Annotated in this window: 12 protein-coding genes; 5 read left to right on the top strand and 7 right to left on the bottom strand. The window is 39.7% G+C overall.

The window, feature by feature from the left end:
* Positions 1 to 29: 29 nt before the first annotated feature.
* Together KME09_10625 and KME09_10620 are read left to right on the top strand one after the other, a co-directional pair.
* A complete protein-coding gene (locus KME09_10625) occupies positions 30 to 1,685 on the top strand; it encodes a biotin/lipoyl-binding protein (protein ID MBW4534376.1) in 1,656 nt (551 codons plus the stop codon).
* Positions 1,686 to 1,765: 80 nt separating this feature from the next.
* Positions 1,766 to 5,026: an efflux RND transporter permease subunit gene (locus tag KME09_10620; protein ID MBW4534375.1), complete on the top strand. Its 3,261-nt coding sequence runs from the start codon at positions 1,766 to 1,768 to the stop codon at positions 5,024 to 5,026.
* A 224-nt stretch (positions 5,027 to 5,250) separates the two neighbouring features.
* On the opposite strand, the gene KME09_10615 is transcribed toward KME09_10620, so the two are convergent.
* The 4 genes from KME09_10615 to KME09_10600 form a co-directional block, all read right to left on the bottom strand.
* Positions 5,251 to 6,471, bottom strand: coding sequence for a chloride channel protein (locus KME09_10615; GenBank protein ID MBW4534374.1), 1,221 nt, complete (start codon positions 6,469 to 6,471; stop codon positions 5,251 to 5,253).
* 339 nt (positions 6,472 to 6,810) lie between these two features.
* Positions 6,811 to 7,599 carry a M48 family metalloprotease gene (locus KME09_10610; GenBank protein ID MBW4534373.1) on the bottom strand — a complete coding sequence of 263 codons (789 nt, stop codon included), beginning with the start codon at positions 7,597 to 7,599 and terminating at the stop codon, positions 6,811 to 6,813.
* A 209-nt stretch (positions 7,600 to 7,808) separates the two neighbouring features.
* A complete protein-coding gene (locus KME09_10605) occupies positions 7,809 to 8,669 on the bottom strand; it encodes a hypothetical protein (GenBank protein MBW4534372.1) in 861 nt (286 codons plus the stop codon).
* Positions 8,670 to 8,890: 221 nt separating this feature from the next.
* A complete protein-coding gene (locus tag KME09_10600) occupies positions 8,891 to 9,082 on the bottom strand; it encodes a WGxxGxxG-CTERM domain-containing protein (protein ID MBW4534371.1) in 192 nt (63 codons plus the stop codon).
* 303 nt (positions 9,083 to 9,385) lie between these two features.
* On the opposite strand from KME09_10600, the gene KME09_10595 reads away from it, so the two are divergent.
* The gene (locus KME09_10595) at positions 9,386 to 10,459 is read left to right on the top strand and encodes a DUF3616 domain-containing protein (protein MBW4534370.1); all 1,074 of its coding nucleotides are present in this window, start codon (positions 9,386 to 9,388) and stop codon (positions 10,457 to 10,459) included.
* Positions 10,460 to 10,518: 59 nt separating this feature from the next.
* Here the strand turns inward: KME09_10595 and KME09_10590 are convergent, their stop codons facing one another.
* Both KME09_10590 and KME09_10585 read right to left on the bottom strand, forming a co-directional pair.
* Positions 10,519 to 11,571 carry an AI-2E family transporter gene (locus KME09_10590; GenBank protein MBW4534369.1) on the bottom strand — a complete coding sequence of 351 codons (1,053 nt, stop codon included), beginning with the start codon at positions 11,569 to 11,571 and terminating at the stop codon, positions 10,519 to 10,521.
* Between the two features lie 24 nt (positions 11,572 to 11,595).
* A complete protein-coding gene (locus KME09_10585; GenBank protein MBW4534368.1) occupies positions 11,596 to 12,483 on the bottom strand; it encodes a DUF2382 domain-containing protein in 888 nt (295 codons plus the stop codon).
* Between the two features lie 293 nt (positions 12,484 to 12,776).
* On the opposite strand from KME09_10585, the gene KME09_10580 reads away from it, so the two are divergent.
* Positions 12,777 to 13,046 (top strand): hypothetical protein, encoded by a 270-nt coding sequence (locus tag KME09_10580; GenBank protein MBW4534367.1) that lies wholly within the window; start codon positions 12,777 to 12,779, stop codon positions 13,044 to 13,046.
* 184 nt (positions 13,047 to 13,230) lie between these two features.
* Here KME09_10580 and KME09_10575 read toward each other — a convergent pair whose 3' ends face one another.
* Complete coding sequence (locus tag KME09_10575; GenBank protein ID MBW4534366.1) at positions 13,231 to 14,445, bottom strand: trypsin-like peptidase domain-containing protein; 1,215 nt, start codon at positions 14,443 to 14,445, stop codon at positions 13,231 to 13,233.
* Positions 14,446 to 14,871: 426 nt separating this feature from the next.
* Between KME09_10575 and KME09_10570 the strand changes: the two genes are divergently transcribed.
* The gene (locus KME09_10570) at positions 14,872 to 19,959 is read left to right on the top strand and encodes a translocation/assembly module TamB domain-containing protein (GenBank protein ID MBW4534365.1); all 5,088 of its coding nucleotides are present in this window, start codon (positions 14,872 to 14,874) and stop codon (positions 19,957 to 19,959) included.
* Positions 19,960 to 19,963 lie beyond the last annotated feature (4 nt).

Genomic DNA, 19,963 nt, shown 5'->3' with positions numbered 1-19,963 from the left:
TAAATTATTTCATTACCTTCACCTATTTAATGTCGTTACAGCAAAATTCATCCAACCAAACAAGTTCTAAAGAATTCTCCGATTTGACTCGTCCGCCAAATAAGGCGATTGAAAATAAAGATAATATAGATCCTGCTAAATCTATTCACCAAACAACATTACCTCCTCCAAAGCATTCAGAGAACGAGAAGGCTGACGAACATTCTCAAGCTGATCATAAAATCAAAACAGCTTTTAAAAAATATTGGTGGTTAGCCCTGTTAGGTGTGCTAATAGTAGGCGGTATTGCAGTGGTTCGCCCTTGGTCGAATCCTACTGAAGAAACTGCTACTACTAACCAGAATGCCAGTCTTTCGGTACGGACAACCAAAGCGCAAACTGAGCCGATTCGCGCCTGGGTTTCCAGTGAAGGTACTGTTCGAGCCGTTAACTACAAACATCTAGCTTTTGAAGTAGAGGGAGACGTTACCTATTTAGCTGAGCGCAATGGTAGAAGACTGCGGGAAGGCGATCGTGTTAATAAAGGAGAACTACTTGCTCGCGTTGATGATCGCCAACTATTAGCCGATGTAAGTCAGGCAAAAGCAGCGATCGCCGAAGCTCAACAAAATCGTGCTGCTGCTGCTGCTGAGGTAGTACAAGCTCAAACTCAGGTAGCACAGGCTCGTTCTCAGGTACAGCAAGCCCAGGCACAAGTAGAGAAAGCCCAAACCAACCGTAATCTCGCTCAAACCAATCTAGAACGTTATCGTTTACTAGTCGAAGAAGGGGCAATTTCTGAAAGCGAATTTGACAGTCGCGTCACTACGGCAAGGGATGCAGAGGCAAACGTTGCTGCCTCTCAAGCTGAGGTTGCTGCTGCCCAAGAACAAGTGCGCTCGGCACAAGCACAGGTCGAGGCTGCCCAGAAACAATATGAAGCAACTCAATCGGCAATTACTACAGCCGAAGCGAGATTAACTCAAACTGAAGTAGCCCTAGAAGGAGCAAGTCTTTACGCACCTTTTGACGGCATCGTTGCCTATCTCAACATCACCGAAGGAGAATATTACTCGCCACAAATCGTTTCCTCTCAATTGGGGGGAGACTATCAAGGAATTCTCGATCGCATTCCGATGGTAATTATCGATCCCAATCAATATGAAGTGATTGTCGATCTAGCGAGGTCTAATGGAGAAAGAGTCAATACGGGACAAACCGCTTTTGTGGCTTCAGAAAGAAATATTCAAAAGTCAATAGGGACAGCAAATATCACTAATCCTGAATTTGCCTATAGCGATACCCAACTAGAAACTTTTATTGACAACGCTCAAGCTAAAGGTGAAGTTTTTGCCGTTAATCCTGCTATTAGTCCTGGAGGACGGGCGATCGAAGCTACAATTCGTTTATTTCCAGAAACTACTTCTAATATTCAACATGGCGAACGAGTTTTGACTTGGATTGCTGTAAAAGAAGAACCCAATGCTGTCGTCTTTCCTCTCAATGCAGTAGTCTATCGCGACCAAACTCCTTATGTTTTCGTTGTCAATGGAAAAGGTATTGTCGAACAGCGACAGGTGAAGCTAGGAATTAAAGGCATTACCCGACAACAAATTATGAGTGGCGTTAAAGCTCAAGAATCTGTTGTCATTCAAGGGCAAAATCTTCTCGTCGATGGTGCGCCAGTTAGAATTGTTAATCCGTAACCCGTTATCAGTTGTCAGGTCTTAGAAATTAAGTAATAAATAATTAGGTTATAGGTTTTTTCCTTATCCTTCAATCTCCAATGAGTCAATTAGAATCATCAGAAAATAGAGATTTAAATCGCGATGAGGCGAAGCCAACCCTACATGATCGCGACAGACATTCCGCTAATTTAGAATCACCAAAAAATACCATTCAAACCTCGCGACTATCTCGTTTCTTTTTTCTCAACACGATTTTTGCCATTCTTTTGAGCGTCTTATTAATTGTAGGCGGAGTATTGGGCTATTTTTCTATGACTAAACAGTCCCAACCAGATATCGACATTGCCGTTGCCAATATTACTACTACCTGGGCAGGTGCTGACCCACAAACCATCGAACAGCAAGTTACAGACGAAATCGAGACAGAAATCACCTCAGTAGAGAATGTCAAACAGATTCAAAGTGCTTCTTACACGGGGTTCTCAGTAATCAACGTCGAGTTTACCAGTAATGCTGATACAGATCGAGCCATTCAAGAGTTACGGCAAGCGGTTTCTCAGGCAGAATCAGAATTACCTGAAGATGCGGAACAGCCTGTAGTCGAACAGGTTTCACTTAACGATGCACCGATTATTACTCTGGCACTGTATGGCAACATTGACTCAACCGTAATCTCTCAAGCTGCGGAGGAAATACAAGACCGTTTGGAACAGGTAGCGGGAGTAAGTGAAGTCAATCTTGGCGGTGCTAGAGAAGAAGTTATCAGCGTGCAGATGAATCCTTATCGCTTGGCTGCCTTGGTTATCTCGCCGACTACCGTTGCCAATCAGATCCGCACTGCTAACCAAGATGTTCCTCTCAACGAGATTGAAAGCGACGTTATTGGAAGTCAAGTACGCTTTTATGGTCGGTTTCGCACAGTTGAAGAATTACAGCAATTACCGATCGCGCGTCTGGAAGGGCGAGTAGTTCGTTTAAATGAAGTTGCTTCAGTGCGTCGAGAACTAGAACAGGAGGAAACTCGTGCCTTTATCAGTACCCAAGGAGAAGAGTTTCAACCTGTTGTCAGCGTAGGCGTAGTTAAAGTACCAGGACAAGATTCGATTGAGGTGATTAATAACGTCGTCGCCACAATCGACGAAATTAAGCAAAATCCCGATCTTTGGCCCTACGGGATGGAATACAGCATTATTGCCGATGAATCAGAAATTATCTGGGAACAGTTAGGAAATTTATTTGTCAATGCTTTGCAAGCAATGGCAGCAGTATTTGCGATCTTATTTATTGCTCTTTCCTGGCGCGAGGCGTTAATTGCTGGTCTTTCAATTCCCCTAACGTTTTCAGGTACATTGGCAGTTCTCTGGCTGATGGGTCAAACTCTCAATAACATGGTGCTAATTGGCATGGTATTGGCTTTGGGTATTTTAGTTGATGTTTTTATTTTAATGATGGAAGGAATGCACGAAGCGATTTTTATCAAAGGCTTAAGCTTCGATCAAGCAGCACTACGAACGATAAAAACCTATGCTTCCCCAGCTTTTTCAGGTCAGTTAACTACAATTCTCGCCCTAACACCGTTGATGGCGATCAGCGGTACGCTGGGTAAGTTTATCGAGTTATTGCCCATTGCTGCCATTATTTGTTTGGTACTGAGTTTTGCGATCGCCATTCTGGTCGATATTCCCCTATCTCGTTATTTACTTGCCAACGTCAAAGGCGTTGAGTCAAAGTCTCGCGTTGATCGCATCTTTGAAGTAGCCTCGGAGCGTTGGGCGCGCTGGAGTCTCAATCATACAGTAAAAAACAAAACTATCGCTACGGCTTGGTCAATAGGAGCAATTGCCCTGTTTGTCTGTACCCTCTTTATCTTTACTCAAATCTCAGTCGAATTTTTTCCTCAATCTGACCAGCGCAACTTTAGCGTTAACGTAAAATTACCACCTACTACAACCCTTGATGTTTCTCAAGAAATTGCCGACGACCTAGGGCAAATTCTGCGGGAGAAAGATTACCTCGAAAGCGTCATTAAATATGTCGGTCAACGTAGTAATTTAGTAGCATCTGGCGATCTGCAACCAACTGAAGGTAGTTATCTGCTGGGCTTTTCTGGCGTTTTTCTTCCCGAAGATGAACGCGACCAAATCTCTTTTGAATATCTTGACGACCTGCGTAATGAACTGCAAACAGCATTAGATAAATATCCTGGGGCAACTCTAGTCTTAAACGCCCAACAAGCAGGACAAACTGGCGATCCAATTCAAATTGAAATTAGCGGTAGCGATCTAACGCAATTGCGAGAAATTTCTCAGCAAGTGCAGATGGCTTTAAGACAAATTCCTGGTGTTACCGATGTCCGCGATAGCCTAGGGGCTTTACAGCCAGATTTACGGCTGATTCCCAAACGGGAAGAACTAAGTTTTTACGGTTTGAGTGAAGAACAACTGGCATCCCAGGCACAATATTATACTAGAGCGATCGATATTGGCAATTTTGCCCTAGGTGGAGACGAAGAAGACCTAGAAATTCGCCTTAGCACCGCTTGGCCCTCGCGTAACGGTCAAGTTGGCGGGCCTACCCGTAGAGATGAATTGCTAGCGGTGCGTTTCTTTAGCGATAATCCCGATGAGGAATTAATTTCGGCAAGTGCCGTTGTTGATGTAGTACAAGCACAAGCACCCCTTTCTATTGCTCGAAGAGACGGACGGCGGACGGCTACGGTACTAGCGAAAAACGAAAACAGAACTGTTGGTGAAATTCTAGCAGCTTTAGAGCCAAAACTAACAGAAATGAAGCAGAACTGGCCGAGTGGTTACAGCTATAGTTTTGGCGGTGAGACGGAAGACCAGGTAGAAACCTTTGGTTCGGCAGGTCAAGCACTTGCTTTAGCAGTATTTTTGGTATTTGCTGTCTTGGTACTGCAACTCGGTTCATTTCGACAGCCGTTTATTATTCTGCTGACAATTCCTTTTGCGATGATTGGCACAATTGGCGGTTTTTTCTTGACAAAAATTCCTTTTTCCTTCTCCGCTTTTATCGGCATTATTGCCTTAGTAGGGATTGTTGTCAACAATGCGATCATCATGGTTGATACGATGAACAGTTACCAGCAAGAAGGAATGCCAAAACGACAAGCGGCGGTTAGAGGTGCTGCTGATCGTCTACGACCTATATTAACTACTAGCGTTACTACTATTATTGGCTTGATTCCTCTAGCATTAAGCGATCCCACCTGGATGCCTTTGTGTAGTGCCATTATCTTCGGGTTAATTACTGCTACCCTAATTGCCTTGATTGTAGTCCCTTGTTTGTATCTACTACTAACACCAAAGACTGAGGTACAGGAGGTGACAATGACTTGAAAGCGATCGCATACAAGCAGAGTTTCAGATTATTCACATAAATACTTGATGACGCTTTTACAGCAGTTTTCAATTGAATGGACTACGCTTATAATTAGCTGGTTTTAGCTATTAGCTATTAGCTATATGCTTTACGTCAGCTACGCAAGAGCTTTTAGCCTAATTATCAGGTTTAATCTGTATGGTCTACTCAACTGAAAAGCGCAGTAAGTTTCTACACTAGACTATTCCGTTTGTTCAAGTTTAAGCTGTGAGGCAATAAAAGGAATTCTCGGTGCTAAAAAAAAGCCGATTAAACTAGCAAATAAGATTGGTGTTAGAGGACTAAAACCCGTTAGCTTGGCGAGTAAAATAGTTGTACTAATGGGAGTTCGCGTCACCGTAGCATTAAGAGATGCCATAATACAAATGATAGCCAAAGCAGAATCCACTCTGGGAAAAATATCGGCAAGAGCATTACCAACACAAGCTCCCGTAAAAAATAAAGGAATGATTATTCCACCACGCCAACCTCCAGTTACGGTAACTGCGATCGCCAACATTTTAGCTAAAGCTAATCCCAAAAGCGTTGTGGCATTAAAATTTCCCTCGATAATCGATTCTAGCTGATGTTCGCCAAAATAACGAGTTAGGGGAAATATAACTGCTAGAATGCCAAGTACTAATCCAGCGAGAGTCGTTTGCCAATAGATCGGGCAATTTAGCTTGGTAAAAGCGCGATCGCAGCCGCGAAAAATCAAAATAAATAGCCAGCCAACGATCGCGCCCACTACTCCGTATAGAATTGCCATAGCAAAATCATCGATACCTGGGGCTTGGTAGTGCGGAAAGTGCCAAACTGGTCCAATTCCCAAACGAGTAATCATTACAAAGACAGTATACGCCGCACAGCTAGAGACAATGGCGGGAAGGAAAGCCTCGTAATATTGTGCGATATGCTGGTGATGCAAAATTTCTAGAGCAAACATTGCTCCTCCCAACGGCGCACCAAATAGAACGGTAAAACCTGAAGCCATGCCAGCAATGCTCATGCTTCTTAAGGCTTCTCCTTGCAGTTGCAAGCGATCAGCTAACCACGTACCAATTGACCCTGTAACCTGAACCATTGGGGCTTCTGGCCCGGCACTCCCTCCACTAGAGATGCTCATCAAAGATGCAAAAATCATGGAAGGGTTTTCGCGCATTGCCAGCCGTCCCCCTTGCAGATGGATATTATCGATAATTAAGCCGATTTCACCTGGATTGCCTAATAAATGAATGATTAACCCCACCAGAAAACCTGCAAACGGCATGACTAACAAAAGAGAAAGTCCGCCAAACTTCTCGAAGTGATGAGTCATCCAAACGAGAACAATCCAATAAACTGAAGCAAACAGACCGCAAACAATACCAAGTGCTGCCCAGAGAAATACCCAACGCGAGAGAGTCAGTGGATTTTGTTTCATGGTCTATTTTTGATGAATAATAAATACGCCAAGATAACCAATCAGTGTCAGCCCACCTAAAAATGAAACGATGGTAACAATCGGTCTAAAAAGCCAATGCGCGATAAATATCCAGCAAAACAAATAGTTAACCAGAAAAAGGCTCGCGATAAGCTTTATCAATTTTAGCGGTTCATACATAATACTATTGGTACGATGACAATAAGTTAATCAGTGTATATTTTTTGTCAATTCGTGACATCCCTCTTGGTAAAGAGTTTAAGAAATAAATTTAATCGCCGATTATTTATACAAAACTGCTTCTTTCAAACTTGAAATGCGCTCAAGTACGATTAATCTCTAGCTATTTGCTTGGGGGGAATCAATAATTTTTTGCAGTTTAGCAATACGAGCGCCTGTCGCTGGGTGAGTACTCAAAAATGTTGGCGGTGAAGATTGGCTGCGTAGTTTTTGTAAAAAGTTAATCATGGCAACCTGCGGATAATTCGTGCGAGCTAAATTTTGTACTGCCAAGCGATCGGCTTCATATTCTGCTTCGCGACTGCGAGGACGATTTAAGGCTAGTTCTACCCCGATCTGTACTAGGGTGCTACTATCTACTCCTACTGCTGTAGCTACTCCTTGCGCGATCGCAGTTTGTTGCATTTGGTCTATGGTATGGCGTTCGGCAATATGACCGATTTCGTGCGCTATGACGGCTGCTAGCTGTGCTTCATTGTCTACAGCATTTAATAAACCAGTGGTGACATAAACAAAACCGCCAGCAGTTGCGAAGGCGTTAATACTTTCATCTTGTACTACTTGAAAAGTATAGGGAATATCGGGACGGGTGCTATTTTGCGCCAAGTGTTGACCAACACGATCGACATAACGGTTTGCGCTAGCATCGTCAGCGAGTTGAAATTGCTGACTGACAAGCTGTTGGTTTATCTGTTTGCCCAAAGCCACTTCTTCTTTATCGGAAATATTATAAAGTTGGACGATTTGCGCTCCTTGAAACAGCAATTCAAATATGGATTGGGAGTGAGCAATTTTAGGTGTCCCGACATTAAGACCTAACGCGACTGAAAAGCCAAGTAAAGGATAATACCAATGACGACGATGGCAAAAAAACGGGTTTTTTATCATACAAACAACAAAATAGTTATTAATCTTTAAAAAAAATCAAATATACTACCGAGTTTTATTTATATCTTTTGATAGAAGACCAGAAAAAAATGCTTGACAAAAAATCGATAAATTAGATAAGATTTCTGCTCAAATTCTTTTACTTGGTGCCGAGTTTACGCAAGTTTATGCTAAAGACGTAGCTCTGTAATTGAGCGGTCAAATTGACTTTATTTAGCTACGTCTGGAATTGCTGACTGGTATACGCGGTCAACAATAAGTACGGGTCTAGTTTTATATTCTGCTTCTAATTGTCTTACAAAGCCTTCATCCCAATTAAAATCGTATTCCCGTTCCAGATCGGCAACCACAAACGGACGAAGTACGCCAGTTACGGCTACTGTCTGGTCTTCTCGGACAGTTGTATTAGCTGTGTTACCATTCCTAACTAGTACCAGCAAGTCTTTGCCACCAAACAACTCATCTTCATCGAGGGTAAAAGTATTGGAATTGTAGAGAGTTTCTACTTCGCCTGTTACAGCTAAAGCTTGTCCGTAATACTGCTGAGGATTTTCGGCAATTTCTCCAGGTTCAGGTGCAGGTGCGATCGATTGGGCAATAATTGCTGGTCGATTCTCATAATCTGTATATAAATCTGGCTCTAAATCCAAATCGTATTCTCGGTTGAGATCGGCTACTGCCAAGTTGCGAACTTCACCCGTTACTTGTACTTCTGTATCATCATCTTCAGGGAAAGTAAAAGGCTCTCCTGAAGAATTAACAACTAGAATTGGTTCACTACCAAAAAATTCTTCGTCATTAACCGTGAAAGTATTAGAACCTATTTTTTGGAGAGGTTCGCTTCTAATAGTTACGGTCTTACCAATCAAAGCCTGAGTATTTTCGCCAACATCCTCTGTAGTAACATTATTCTCTTGCTGTTGAGCCACTGGTTGCTGATTCACTCGTTTATTACTTGCTTCTAATCTATTGTTGCAAGCAGGGAGAATTACTGCCATCAGAGCGAGAGCGAATACTCCTCCTGTAGGACTCAACAATCTTTTAATTAACTTATTTGATTTTTGTAGCATTTAGAAATCTCCTTGTGTTTTTTAATGTTGGTGTTTTAATACTCTTGCTAGATAACTATCTTGATAAAGTTTCTGAAATTAAATCGGTCTTAAGCTGTTAATCTCAAAAATTCTAAGTAGCGATAAGTGTTTACTTTATGTTCAATCGCTCTAAAGCTACTTTGTAGGACAATTGCTTGAGAATTTCTTATCTTTATAATTAATTACTGTGATTTGCCACATTAGATGTTTGGATCTCTATAAGGGGTGGGTTCTTGACGATTCTTCTTAGCCAACCCAGCTAGACCTAATAAACCGAATAATCCTAACCAACCCCAATCAAAATCGTCATCTTGATTTTCATAAACTACTGTTGGTTCATTGGGTTGAGTACCTTGAGCAGAAACAGGCAAAGCTAGTGGTGTTATTGTCATACCTAATGAAAAAAGACTAACCCCAAGAATCTTTAATAAACTAAGACGTTTCATATAAATTGATTCTCCATTTACAAACTTTCTACACCATTAATCTAATCTTTGGCTATAAAAGTGGAAAACTAGTGGAAAATATGCGAGCATGATGAAATTTATAACTTAAGATATAGTTGCATTATATTTATTTAAAATTGTTAGACTGTTTGAAGGATTACAACTAGTCAAATTGATTTATTGAATTTTTTGATTAAGTTGAAGACATCGAGCTAAATTTTCTTTACTTTAGTTATTTAAATAATTACTATGTCTAAGTCCTCATGCTTTTTACTCAGCCGGGTCTTACTCAACTTGGAAGCCAGGGCTAGCGATATAGTTAGCGACCTTTCCGCTGCCGCTTTTTCCTCTGATGGAAATTTGTGGCTTGGTTCTGATGAAACAATCGGTGTAGAACGCCTTTCTCCGCTCGATAGTCATAGTTATGGTAAACATCAACGTTTTTTATTAAAAGACTATATAGAGTTATTTAATACAGAAGATGAAATTGATATTGAAGGAATGGATTTCTCAGAAGGTTACTTGTGGTTGACGGGTTCTCACAGTACCAAACGCAAAAAAGTTAAAGGAAAAGATCTCGAAAAGGATTTGGAAAGGCTGGCAACAGTGAAAACAGAGCTTAATCGATTTATCTTAGCTAGAATTCCAGTACACAACGGGGAATTAGTTAAATCTTGTTCGTCAGTTGAGAAAGAAACATTAACCGCGGCTTGTTTGCAAATCATTGACGAGCGGAATGTATTATTTGAGCTTCTTAAAGAAGATAGACATCTCAAACCATTTATCACAGCAGGCATTCCTTCTAAAGAGAATGGTTTGGATATCGAAGGTTTAGCCGTACAAGGAAATCGTTTGTTTTTGGGTTTGCGCGGTCCGGTTCTGCGAGGCTGGGCGATTATTTTAGAGTTAGAAATAGAATCAACCGAAACTGGAGTTTTGTCTCTCAAAGAAATTACTAAGCAGGGAGCAAAATACAAAAAGCATTTTCTCTTGCTCAATGGTTTAGGAATTAGAGAGTTGTGTATTCGAGACAAAAATTTAATTATTCTGGCAGGGCCAACTATGGATTTAGAAGGACAAATGCAAGTCTTCTGCTGGCAAAATGCGTTAGAAAAATCAGACAATCTCATTCACTCACAAGATGATGATGACCTTATTGCCTTATTCAACTTACCGTTGATCGTTGGTTGGGATCATGCGGAAGGATTGGCTTTATATTCTTATTTGGAGGAAAAAGATAGTTTGATGGTTTTTTACGACTCTCCAGACCAAAGTAGAATTAGAAAAGAAAAACAAGTATTTGTCGATGTTTTCCAACTTTAATTTTTCTCCACGGCGAGATCCTTCTCCATCGTCTGAGGCTAACAGTAGAACAGCAGATGTTAGCCTGAATTATTTGTTCGATCGAGATACCATTTGTTAAGAATATCTTTAACTAAAACTTCTTTTATCCATATCTGCAACACAATCAACAGAGGTATAGCGAGCAACAAACCTAAGAACCCGAACAAATTCGCAAAAATTACTACTGCCAAAATAGTAAATACTGGCAAGAGATTTACTTCTTGTTTCATAATCAAAGGAACCAAAACTAGGCTTTCAAACTGTTGAATTGCAATATAAAGCAATATCGTTGCCCCAGCTTTCCAAGGCGCATCGAGCAAGGCAAGCAGTACTGGTGGTATAACGCTTAGGGTTGGCCCAACATTGGGAATAAACTCTAGTAAACCTGCTAAAGCTGCGTTGACAAAAGGCAGAGGAACTCTCAAAATTGACAGTCCAATAAAAGACACTAAGGCGATCGCGACCATGGCAATGAGAGTGCCTTTAATCCAGCCCACCAAAGCAGTTTCACACTCATCGAGAATTTCATCGATACGTCGCCGATAAAAAAAAGGAAAAGCCAGAATAAAGATACGTCGATATTGAGAAGGATTTGCCAAGAGCATAATAGTTAAAACCAAAAATAGTAATATGCTCAAGACAGCACTCAGAGAGTTATTGAGGAAGACAAAAAAGTTGCCGAGTAGTTGCGAAATCCAGGCTTGAATCTGTTGGGTCAGATTTTCTAAACCCCGAAATTGTTCGAGTTGTTCTAACATCGAGCTGGGAACTATAGATTGTAGACTATCTAACCAAGTACGCAGTCGCCCTGATACTTGTGGCAAGATATCAATCAATTGTTGTAACTGTTCGACAATACGCGGTACGATGAGCGCAAAAAAGCCCACAACAAATGCCAGTACCATAATAATGGTAATGGCAATGGCGATTCCTCGCTTAACCCGCGATCGCTGTAATCGTCGCACGACTCGGTTTAAGACGGTTGCCAAAACTACAGCAGCAAACAGCAAAAGAACGACTTGCCGAATCTGCCACAGAATGTAAAGAGAAATAATTAGGGCGATTAAACCGAGCCATTGCCCAAAACGCACGATTTTGCCTCCATTAAAAATTTATCAGCGATTTTTATCCACAATTGGACGACCTTCGCTGTCTATATCCAGTTCTTCTCGACGAATCTGTTCTTCGGCATTAACAGTATCGCGCTCTACTTCCTTTCTGACATTAACTTCTTCTCGTAAAACGGCTTCTTTACGAATATCTGGTTGCTCTTCATAAACATCCATGCGGGCGACTTCTTCGGATTGAAAGTCAGCTTCCCCAGGGGATACTGGCTTACCAGCATCTTCTGGAGTAGTTCTTTCGATTACGACTCGTTCTTTTTCAATTGGAACGGAAACCTTTTGCGTTTCGGTGTCCACACGTTTACCAATTTCTACTTCTCCAGTTTTACGGCGTTGTTTGTTGGCAACTAATCTTTCTTCGTATAGTTTGAGATTTTGATGGTCGCGATCGCTCATCTCAAAGAGATCTGGCTGTTGTTGATAATTGTAGATGTTGCTGGGTTCAGTTGGGGTAGCTGTGGTTTCAGGTACTACATAAGGAATGGAAGCTGTAGCAGTGCCTAACTGAGTCGCTGTTCCCATCGTTGGACTATAAACTCCCGTTACCCGTTCTTCATAGTCGCGATCGATTTTCAGATTTTCGCTAAATTCTGGTAATTCTCGCGCTTGTTCTTTGGTGAATTCTACTGCATAGATACAGCGATTATTAGAGTCAATCAAAGAACGACCGACAGGTAATAATACTTCCTTGCCAAAAATCCAAAAACCTGTATTGACGACAAAATACCGAAAACGACCCGTTTCTTCAACCAAAATATTTTTGACGGTGCCAACTTTTTCATTATCTATCGTCGAATAGACATCATACTTCTTAATGTCGTCGCCACCAAAAGCATCTTGGTAATTTTCATCAAATTCTTCAAGTTTATACAGAACCATTTTTCTATCTCTCTTTTGTTTACAAATTAATTAAATTCCAAGTTAAATTTAAATCGTGGAAAACTAGTGGAAAACTCGAAATATTTTTCAAATTTTTAAGATAATTTTTTAAGAAAAATAAAACATTTTTTTCTAGCTCTTACATCTTCCCAATGATTGATTAAAATATTTTAAATATTTAAGACTTATGAGAAAGATAAATACTTAATAAAATTGTAATTATTTTTTTGATTGATTTTGAACAAATGGGAGCGATCGCCAAGCTATTTAATATTTAATACTATAAATTAAAAATGAACGATACTTCCGTAGAAAAATTTTGGCATCGAATCAGTATTCGAGCATTAATTCATTTTTTGCTATTTCTTGCCTGTGGCTGGGCAATTTTACCAGTATTAACTTATTTTGAAACTATAATAACGATCTTTTCTTTGGCTGCAATTATTGCTTTTTTACTCAGTTATCCAGTACGTTGGCTAAATCGTTTTCTACCTTATGGTGTTGCAGCCAGTTTAGTCTTCCTACTTAGTTGGTTAGAAATTGATGAAATTAAAGCGGAATAATACTAAGTCCTATTTTCGATACGCTATTTAAAAGTTGAGTGAAGTCAAAAGTCAAAAGGGTTTTAACCTAAAAGTGAAAAAGCTTACACAATTTAAATGCACAAAGGCTTAAGAAAAAAGCGGTAAATTCAGTTATCTGTAAAACTTACCGCTCATGTGGTGTGAGGAAAATTAAAATCTTTAGTTATTTCATAGTTTGTTGAGGTGTAGGTAAAACTCCGACTTCAACCTTGAGATTTACTTCTTGACCATTTCGTTGTAGTTGAAGAGGTAGTTGATTGCCTACTTGAGTTTCTTGTACTGCCTGTTGAATTTCATCCACTTGAGATACCGCTTCGCCATTAACTTCTTGAATCACATCGCCAGATTTTAACCCAGCCCGATCCGCAGGAGAATTAGGAACTACATCGACAATGACTACACCTTTTTCTGCGGTCAACTGCAATTGTTCATTGCTAGCTTGGAGTTGTTTTTGAAGTTCGGGTGTAATGGTTGCCATTTGAATACCCAAATAGGGATGATCGACTTTACCTTTAGCGATCAACTCTTCAGCAATATCTCTGGCTGTATTGATGGGAATAGCAAAGCCAATACCTTGAGCATTTTGAATGATGGCGGTATTTATGCCAATTACTTCCCCTTTAGCGTTTAGTAAAGGCCCTCCAGAGTTACCAGGATTGATGGCTGCATCGGTTTGAATAAAGCTAACTCGCTTGTCAGCGATGCCAACTTGAGAACTACTTCTGCCAGTAGCACTGACAATACCTGTAGTTACAGTATTATCTAAACCTAAAGGATTACCAATGGCGATCGCATATGCTCCTGGCTGTAGTGTCTCAGAATCGGCAAAAGTAACTGCTGGTAAGTTTTTCGCTGCAATTTTGATGACTCCTACATCAGTTAAAGGATCTGTTCCCATTACTTTTCCTGCAAAGGTACGTCCGTCTTTAAGGGTTACTTCAACTTTGTCGCTACCTTGAATAACATGGGCATTGGTTAAAATCAAACCATCGGAACTAATTACAAAACCCGATCCCATCCCTCTCTGAATTTGTTCGTTGGGAATATTGGGCATCTGAGAACCGAAGAATTGACGAAAAAAGGGATCGTTAAACATCGCAGGGACGTTAGTAGCAACTTTACGAGATGCATCGATCCGCACTACCGAACTACCTACCTGGTTAACTACATCGCTAACATAATTTTGGGGAATAGCTACTGCTGTTTCGGTAGCTTCATTTGTTGCTCCTTCATTAGTAGTAACAACGTCATTATCTGAGCTTTGAGCAAAGCTTTGAGGACTATTCATGAGATAGTTGCCACCAAGAGCGATACCGCCACCAAGCAGAACTAAAGAAATAGAAGTAGTTGTTTTTTTCCAAATATTAGATTGTGTCATTTGTTGAAATTTACCTATAGTTTGTTTGTAGTAAAATTTGAAAATAAATATGATTTTGATTGCATAGTATTAGAGTTAGGGAAATCAGTTTGAAGTGAGTGGAGGAGATTTTTTACTTGACTTCAAACTGATATTTTTAATTTAGATAGATGATATGACTTTGAAGTGACGATTTTTTGAAGTTTTGATGCTCTTTGTATAGCAATCTTATTTCATTGGTAAATAGTTAAAGCTTGAAATAGGAATAATTTTTTACTGGATCTACATCTAATAGTAGATAACTTTTAGTTGATTATTTAATTACTCTAAACACCAGAGCAAAATAAATTGCGATTACTTGCTACTCAAAAGGTTTTTAGTTTCTAGAAAAGCCTTTGATAAAAAATTAATGTCTCAAGAGCCAAATAATTTTAATTACAAACATTGGTGACACTTTTTAAAAAACCATCAACCATTGCTATTGGTAGTATAATTCTTGCCTTTGGCGTATTAGGATGTATAGGAACGAGATGGGTAGTAACAAAAAAGCTTCCTCCTTTTTTAGAACAGCAATTAAACAAAAGCTTAGAACGTCCTATCGATCTGGGAGATGTAGAAAGTTTTTCGTTGAACAGTATTACTTTTGACAAATCTACTGTTTCTGTCAATGACGAAGATCCAGACTATGCAACTATAGATCGAGTTAAAGTTGCATTTAATCTTCTTCCAGTTCTTTTTCGTGGTGTTCTGCCACTTGAAGTTACTTTAATCGATCCTGATATTTATCTCAAACAAGATAAAAATGGTTCGTGGTTGGAATTACCTTCTGGTTCATCAGAAGGCGGAGGATTACCGATTGATTTCGATATTACCGTTGCGATTGAATCTGGAGAAGTAGCACTACTAACCAACGAAAAACCTAACCCGATTAACTTACAGGTAGACGGTGAAGTTAACTATAATCAAGCTCAACCTCAAGATCTTCGCTACGATTTGGAGACAGAAATTGGCGAGGCTACAGCTAATATAGCTGGAAAAACCTCGATTGAAACGGGTCAGACAAAAACACAAATTTTGGTGCAGGATTTATTTCTATCAAAAGTTATACCTTTACTACCAAATAATTTACCAATTAATCTTCAAAATGGTGAATTAAACGCCAACTTGAATATTAATATTCCTTCTTTTAAAAAGATAAATAATACTCGCATCCAAGGCACTCTCAATCTACAACAGATTAAAGCAAAAACCGAACAGTTAGACAAGCCAATTAAAGCGCGATCGCGTTTACGTTTTCAAGGTGAAAAAGTAAAAATTAACAATACCCAAGCTAGCATCGGCGATATTGTTGCTCGTGTAGATGGTCGCATTCACTGGAAAAAGGGTTATGACGTGGATATAACAGTACCGTCTTTTGCTTTAAAAAAATTACTGAATATTGCACCAGTGCGATCGCCAGTAGATGTGACAGGGGTAATTAAGGCGGATTTAAAGTTATCAGGTGCGATAACTAAGCCTTTACTTCAAGGAACGATCGGTAATACCCAACCCGTTACTATCGCTGAAACTAAACTTAACACAGTAGAAGCAGAATTAGCAGCAAGTTTAGAGAAAATAGTTCTAGAAGACTTGAGTATTATTCCCGCAGCAGGTGGAAAAATTACAGGACAAGGTTTAGTTCAAACCAATGTGGGTGATGCTCAAAAATCGGCAATGCCGTTAGGATTTAAGTTACAGGCACAATTACCAGCCGAAGAATTGCTTCAGCCTTATTTTGCTAATTCCGTGCCGTTTAATGTCGATCGAGTTACTGCGGTGGCTATAGTAGATGGTACTGTCGCTCAACCAGAGGTGTTGGTCAACTGGCAAGCACCTTCTGTTAATACAACCAGTAAAACTGATCTTTCGGGAACGGGAGAAATCTTGTATGACGACTCAATCTTAACGGTTCGCGATACCAATTTAAAAGTAAATTCGGGAGAAATAAATCTTAGCGGTACTGCTAACTTAGCCGAGAATAACTGGCAGGCTGTTTTAGATGCTAACAATGTAACTTTAAATCCTTTTTTGCAGCCACTAGTATCAGAACAATTACAGCTAAATGAACTAGTAGCTCTAGAAACTGGTACAGTCAGATTAAATGGCAAATTTGCACCTCAAGCCTTAAATACTATTGATGGCGTTGCTAATCTCAATCTCGATGTTGGTAGCGGTGATGTTTCTCTCAGAAGTGGGATCGATTCTGGTAATTTAAATATTGCTGCTAATGCTATAAATATTCCTGCGAGTAATTTTCTCACTAATGTCGAGCTTGCAGAACCCATAGATGCACAGTTTGACTTGTCGGCAGATTTAAACTCAATAGCAGCAAATCAAGTTACTGTTAAGACTAATAATGTGGCAGTTCAAGTTGGGGAACAGTCTTTAGAAGCAGAAGGAGAAATAGTTTTAAGTAATCTGGCTAAAAATTTTGATATTGCCAATGTCGATCTCAATCTCCAAGCTAACTCTAATTTAAATACTTTACCTAATGAGTTACTAGATAATATAGCTGCTAATAATCAATTAATAGCAGAAAACTTCGATTTAGCAGGGAATGCTGCTTTTACTGGACGCTTACGAGGACAAAACTTATTAACTCAGTCTCTAAATCCAGGTAATTTAAATTTAACAGGTAACTTACGACTACAAAATTTTGCTGTAGGTAATACTGCATTTGAGCCGAGATTATCGGGAACAGTCAACGTCTCCCCAGGAGAAGAACTATCAATTAATTTACAGGGACAACAAGATATAATTGCTGCGGATTTAGAACCCTGTCAAAACTCACAATGTCCTTTGCCTTATTTACCCACTTTCATTAGATTACGTCAAGGAGAAGGAACACCAGAACCAATTGTCGTCGCTGCCAACCGTCAAGGAGAGGTTTTAGATATAGATGTTCGGAATTTTCCTTTATCTATACTTAATTTAAGTCCTGCAACTAATTTAGGAATTACCGAAGCATTAACAGGGGACGTAACAGGGGAAGCTTTAGTTAATTTATTTACCTTGGCAACTACGGGAGAAGTGGAAGTAATCGACCCCAGTGTCGGTTATATCGACGGAGAGGCTATAACAGCACAGTTTGCTTACCTTCCTGAAGAAAACTTAGCTAGATTGACTTCTGCGGTTTTAGAATTCGGTAATAGCATTTATACTTTGCAGGGTGCATTAAATTTAGCAACTCAAGAAATAGAAGGAACGCTAAATATTCCCCAGGCATATATTCAAGATCTCATTTCGGCTTTTGGTTGGTACGATTTACAAAGAGTAACCGAACTCTTTCAACCTCCAGATTTAGCAGAGGCTAACGCTTTATCAAGCTTGTCTGTAGGCAAAAAAGATGCCAAAGTCAGCTATTTACTAAAACTATTAATCATCGTCCAACAACGATTACAACAAATAGCTGCCGAATCCAATGGATTGGCAGTACCGTTAGATCTTGAAGGTGCGTATACAGGAAATGTAGCGATCTCAGGTAGCTTAACTTCTCCTAATCTAACTTGGCAAATATTTGGTAATAATTGGCTTTGGGATACTAGTAGGGATGTTGTCTTTGATATTCCCAGACAACCAGGAATAATTAACATTGATGAGCTATTAATTGAAGGGAATTATAACAATGGTGTATTGGCTCTCGATTCTTTGTTAATTCAGTTAGCCCAAGCTGTTGTGGCATTAGAAGGTAAACTCAGATCAGAACAAGTTACGGCTGATTTTAAGATTCAAGATCTACCGATAGATACAATTGGTAATTTTATCGATATTCCCGTAGATTTAGCTGGCAGAATCAGCACTACAGGCGAAGTTTCAGGAACACTACCAACTCCTAGAATTATCGGAGATATTACTCTAGAAAATGCTACCTTGAGCGATCGCTCTTTACCCAAAATAGCTGGAAACTACGTTTATAATAATGCTCGACTAGAATTAGACACCACACAAACCCCCTCGGCACAAATACAGGCAAGTATTCCCTTTCCGATTAAACCAGGAAACGATCGAGTGAGTTTAACAGCAAATTTAGATGAGGGTGGAATTGCTTTAATTGATGGTTTTACAGGAGGCGCGATCGAGTTTTTGGGTGGTGAAGCAGATGTAACTCTAGCTGCCAATGGACGTTTGGATTTAAGCCAAGATTTTTTCGTACAAGATCTTGATGCTACGGGAGAAATTATCTTAAATAATACTACTCTGCAAACTGCTGCCTTCACCGAACCTCTAGACGTTACCGCCGAAATTGCTATAGAGGAAAGACTAATCAAAGTTCAACAGTTAGCAGGTACTTTTGCCAAGAGTAAAATATCTGCAACAGGGGTTTTACCTTTATTAGAGCCAAGAAACAAGATTAATAATCCCCTAACTCTAGTATTCCAAGAAAGTGAAATCGATCTAGACCAATTATATGAAGGTGGTGTTGAAGGTGAAATAATCATTACAGGAGATGCTTTTAGTCCTTTAATTGGTGGAGAAATAGAACTATTCGACGGTCAGGCATTTGTACCTGATGATGAGTCAGAATCAGAGAACACAGAAACAGCCTCGACTAACAGCAATAATACTAATACTGAAAATGCTTTTCGGCCTCGACTACAAGATTTTACTGTAGCTATAGAAGATCTCCGATTCCAGTTTGCATCGGTATATAGGTTTGTCCTCGGTGGGGATCTAATTTTAAATGGTGCAGCCAATAATGTACCAGAAATACAAGCAGGCGGAACACTACAACTAACACAAGCCAATGTCGATTTTGCCAGCAGCGAATTCAATCTCCAACGAGATTATGACAATGCGATCGTTTTCGATCCAGAAGAAACTATTCTTAATCCTTTGATCGATATCAGGTTGCAAACTGAAGTATCCGAACTTGCCAATATCGATCTTGGCGTAGTCGATGACAATGAAATTCCCGCTCCAATTGCTCAAGTTGGAAGAAACGAAACCATTGACGTTACTCTAGCTGTAGAAGGGGAAGCAGAGGAAATAATCCCTCGTATTAACGAAGCTCCTAGAAATCTCTGTCGGATTGAACCACCCTTTGAACCTCTATTTGAAGCTAATATTTACACTCAAGAGGAGCTAAACCAGCTATCAAAATGTGTTAATTTCAATGCTTTTGCAGAAGGCTCGGCAAGAGAGTTGATCAATTCTCCCGCCGTTAATTTAAGTAGCAATCCTCCTCGTAGTCAAGGTGCAATTATTTCTCTACTAGGCAATAAATTTATCGGTTTAGCTGAACAATTACAAGATAGTAACGAAGAACAATTATTTGAATTTGGCGTAACTCAATTTCTCATTACACCCATAGAGCAAGAAATCTTTAATTTTGCCGATGAAACGATTAATAACTTGGGCGAAAAAATAGGCTTAGATTATCTGCAAATTTATCCTACACTCGAAGGGACTTACCAGTTAACTAATGATGATTCTGTTAGTGCTACCTACGATTACTTTTTTAATGAATTTCAAGTTAGATATCAAAAACAATTTTAAAATT

Source organism: Pleurocapsa minor HA4230-MV1 (assembly GCA_019359095.1).
GTDB classification, from domain to species: domain Bacteria; phylum Cyanobacteriota; class Cyanobacteriia; order Cyanobacteriales; family Xenococcaceae; genus Waterburya; species Waterburya minor.
The sequence above is the reverse complement of the archived record's forward strand: the minus strand, read 5'-3'. Positions and strand labels throughout refer to the sequence as shown.

Coding starts and splice junctions, on each gene's coding strand:
- KME09_10625 (MBW4534376.1), top strand. CDS start 30: ATGTCGTTACAGCAAAATTCATCCAACCAAACAAGTTCTAAAGAATTC.
- KME09_10620 (MBW4534375.1), top strand. CDS start 1,766: ATGAGTCAATTAGAATCATCAGAAAATAGAGATTTAAATCGCGATGAG.
- KME09_10615 (MBW4534374.1), bottom strand. CDS start 6,471: ATGAAACAAAATCCACTGACTCTCTCGCGTTGGGTATTTCTCTGGGCA.
- KME09_10610 (MBW4534373.1), bottom strand. CDS start 7,599: ATGATAAAAAACCCGTTTTTTTGCCATCGTCGTCATTGGTATTATCCT.
- KME09_10605 (MBW4534372.1), bottom strand. CDS start 8,669: ATGCTACAAAAATCAAATAAGTTAATTAAAAGATTGTTGAGTCCTACA.
- KME09_10600 (MBW4534371.1), bottom strand. CDS start 9,082: ATGACAATAACACCACTAGCTTTGCCTGTTTCTGCTCAAGGTACTCAA.
- KME09_10595 (MBW4534370.1), top strand. CDS start 9,386: ATGTCTAAGTCCTCATGCTTTTTACTCAGCCGGGTCTTACTCAACTTG.
- KME09_10585 (MBW4534368.1), bottom strand. CDS start 12,483: ATGGTTCTGTATAAACTTGAAGAATTTGATGAAAATTACCAAGATGCT.
- KME09_10580 (MBW4534367.1), top strand. CDS start 12,777: ATGAACGATACTTCCGTAGAAAAATTTTGGCATCGAATCAGTATTCGA.
- KME09_10575 (MBW4534366.1), bottom strand. CDS start 14,445: ATGACACAATCTAATATTTGGAAAAAAACAACTACTTCTATTTCTTTA.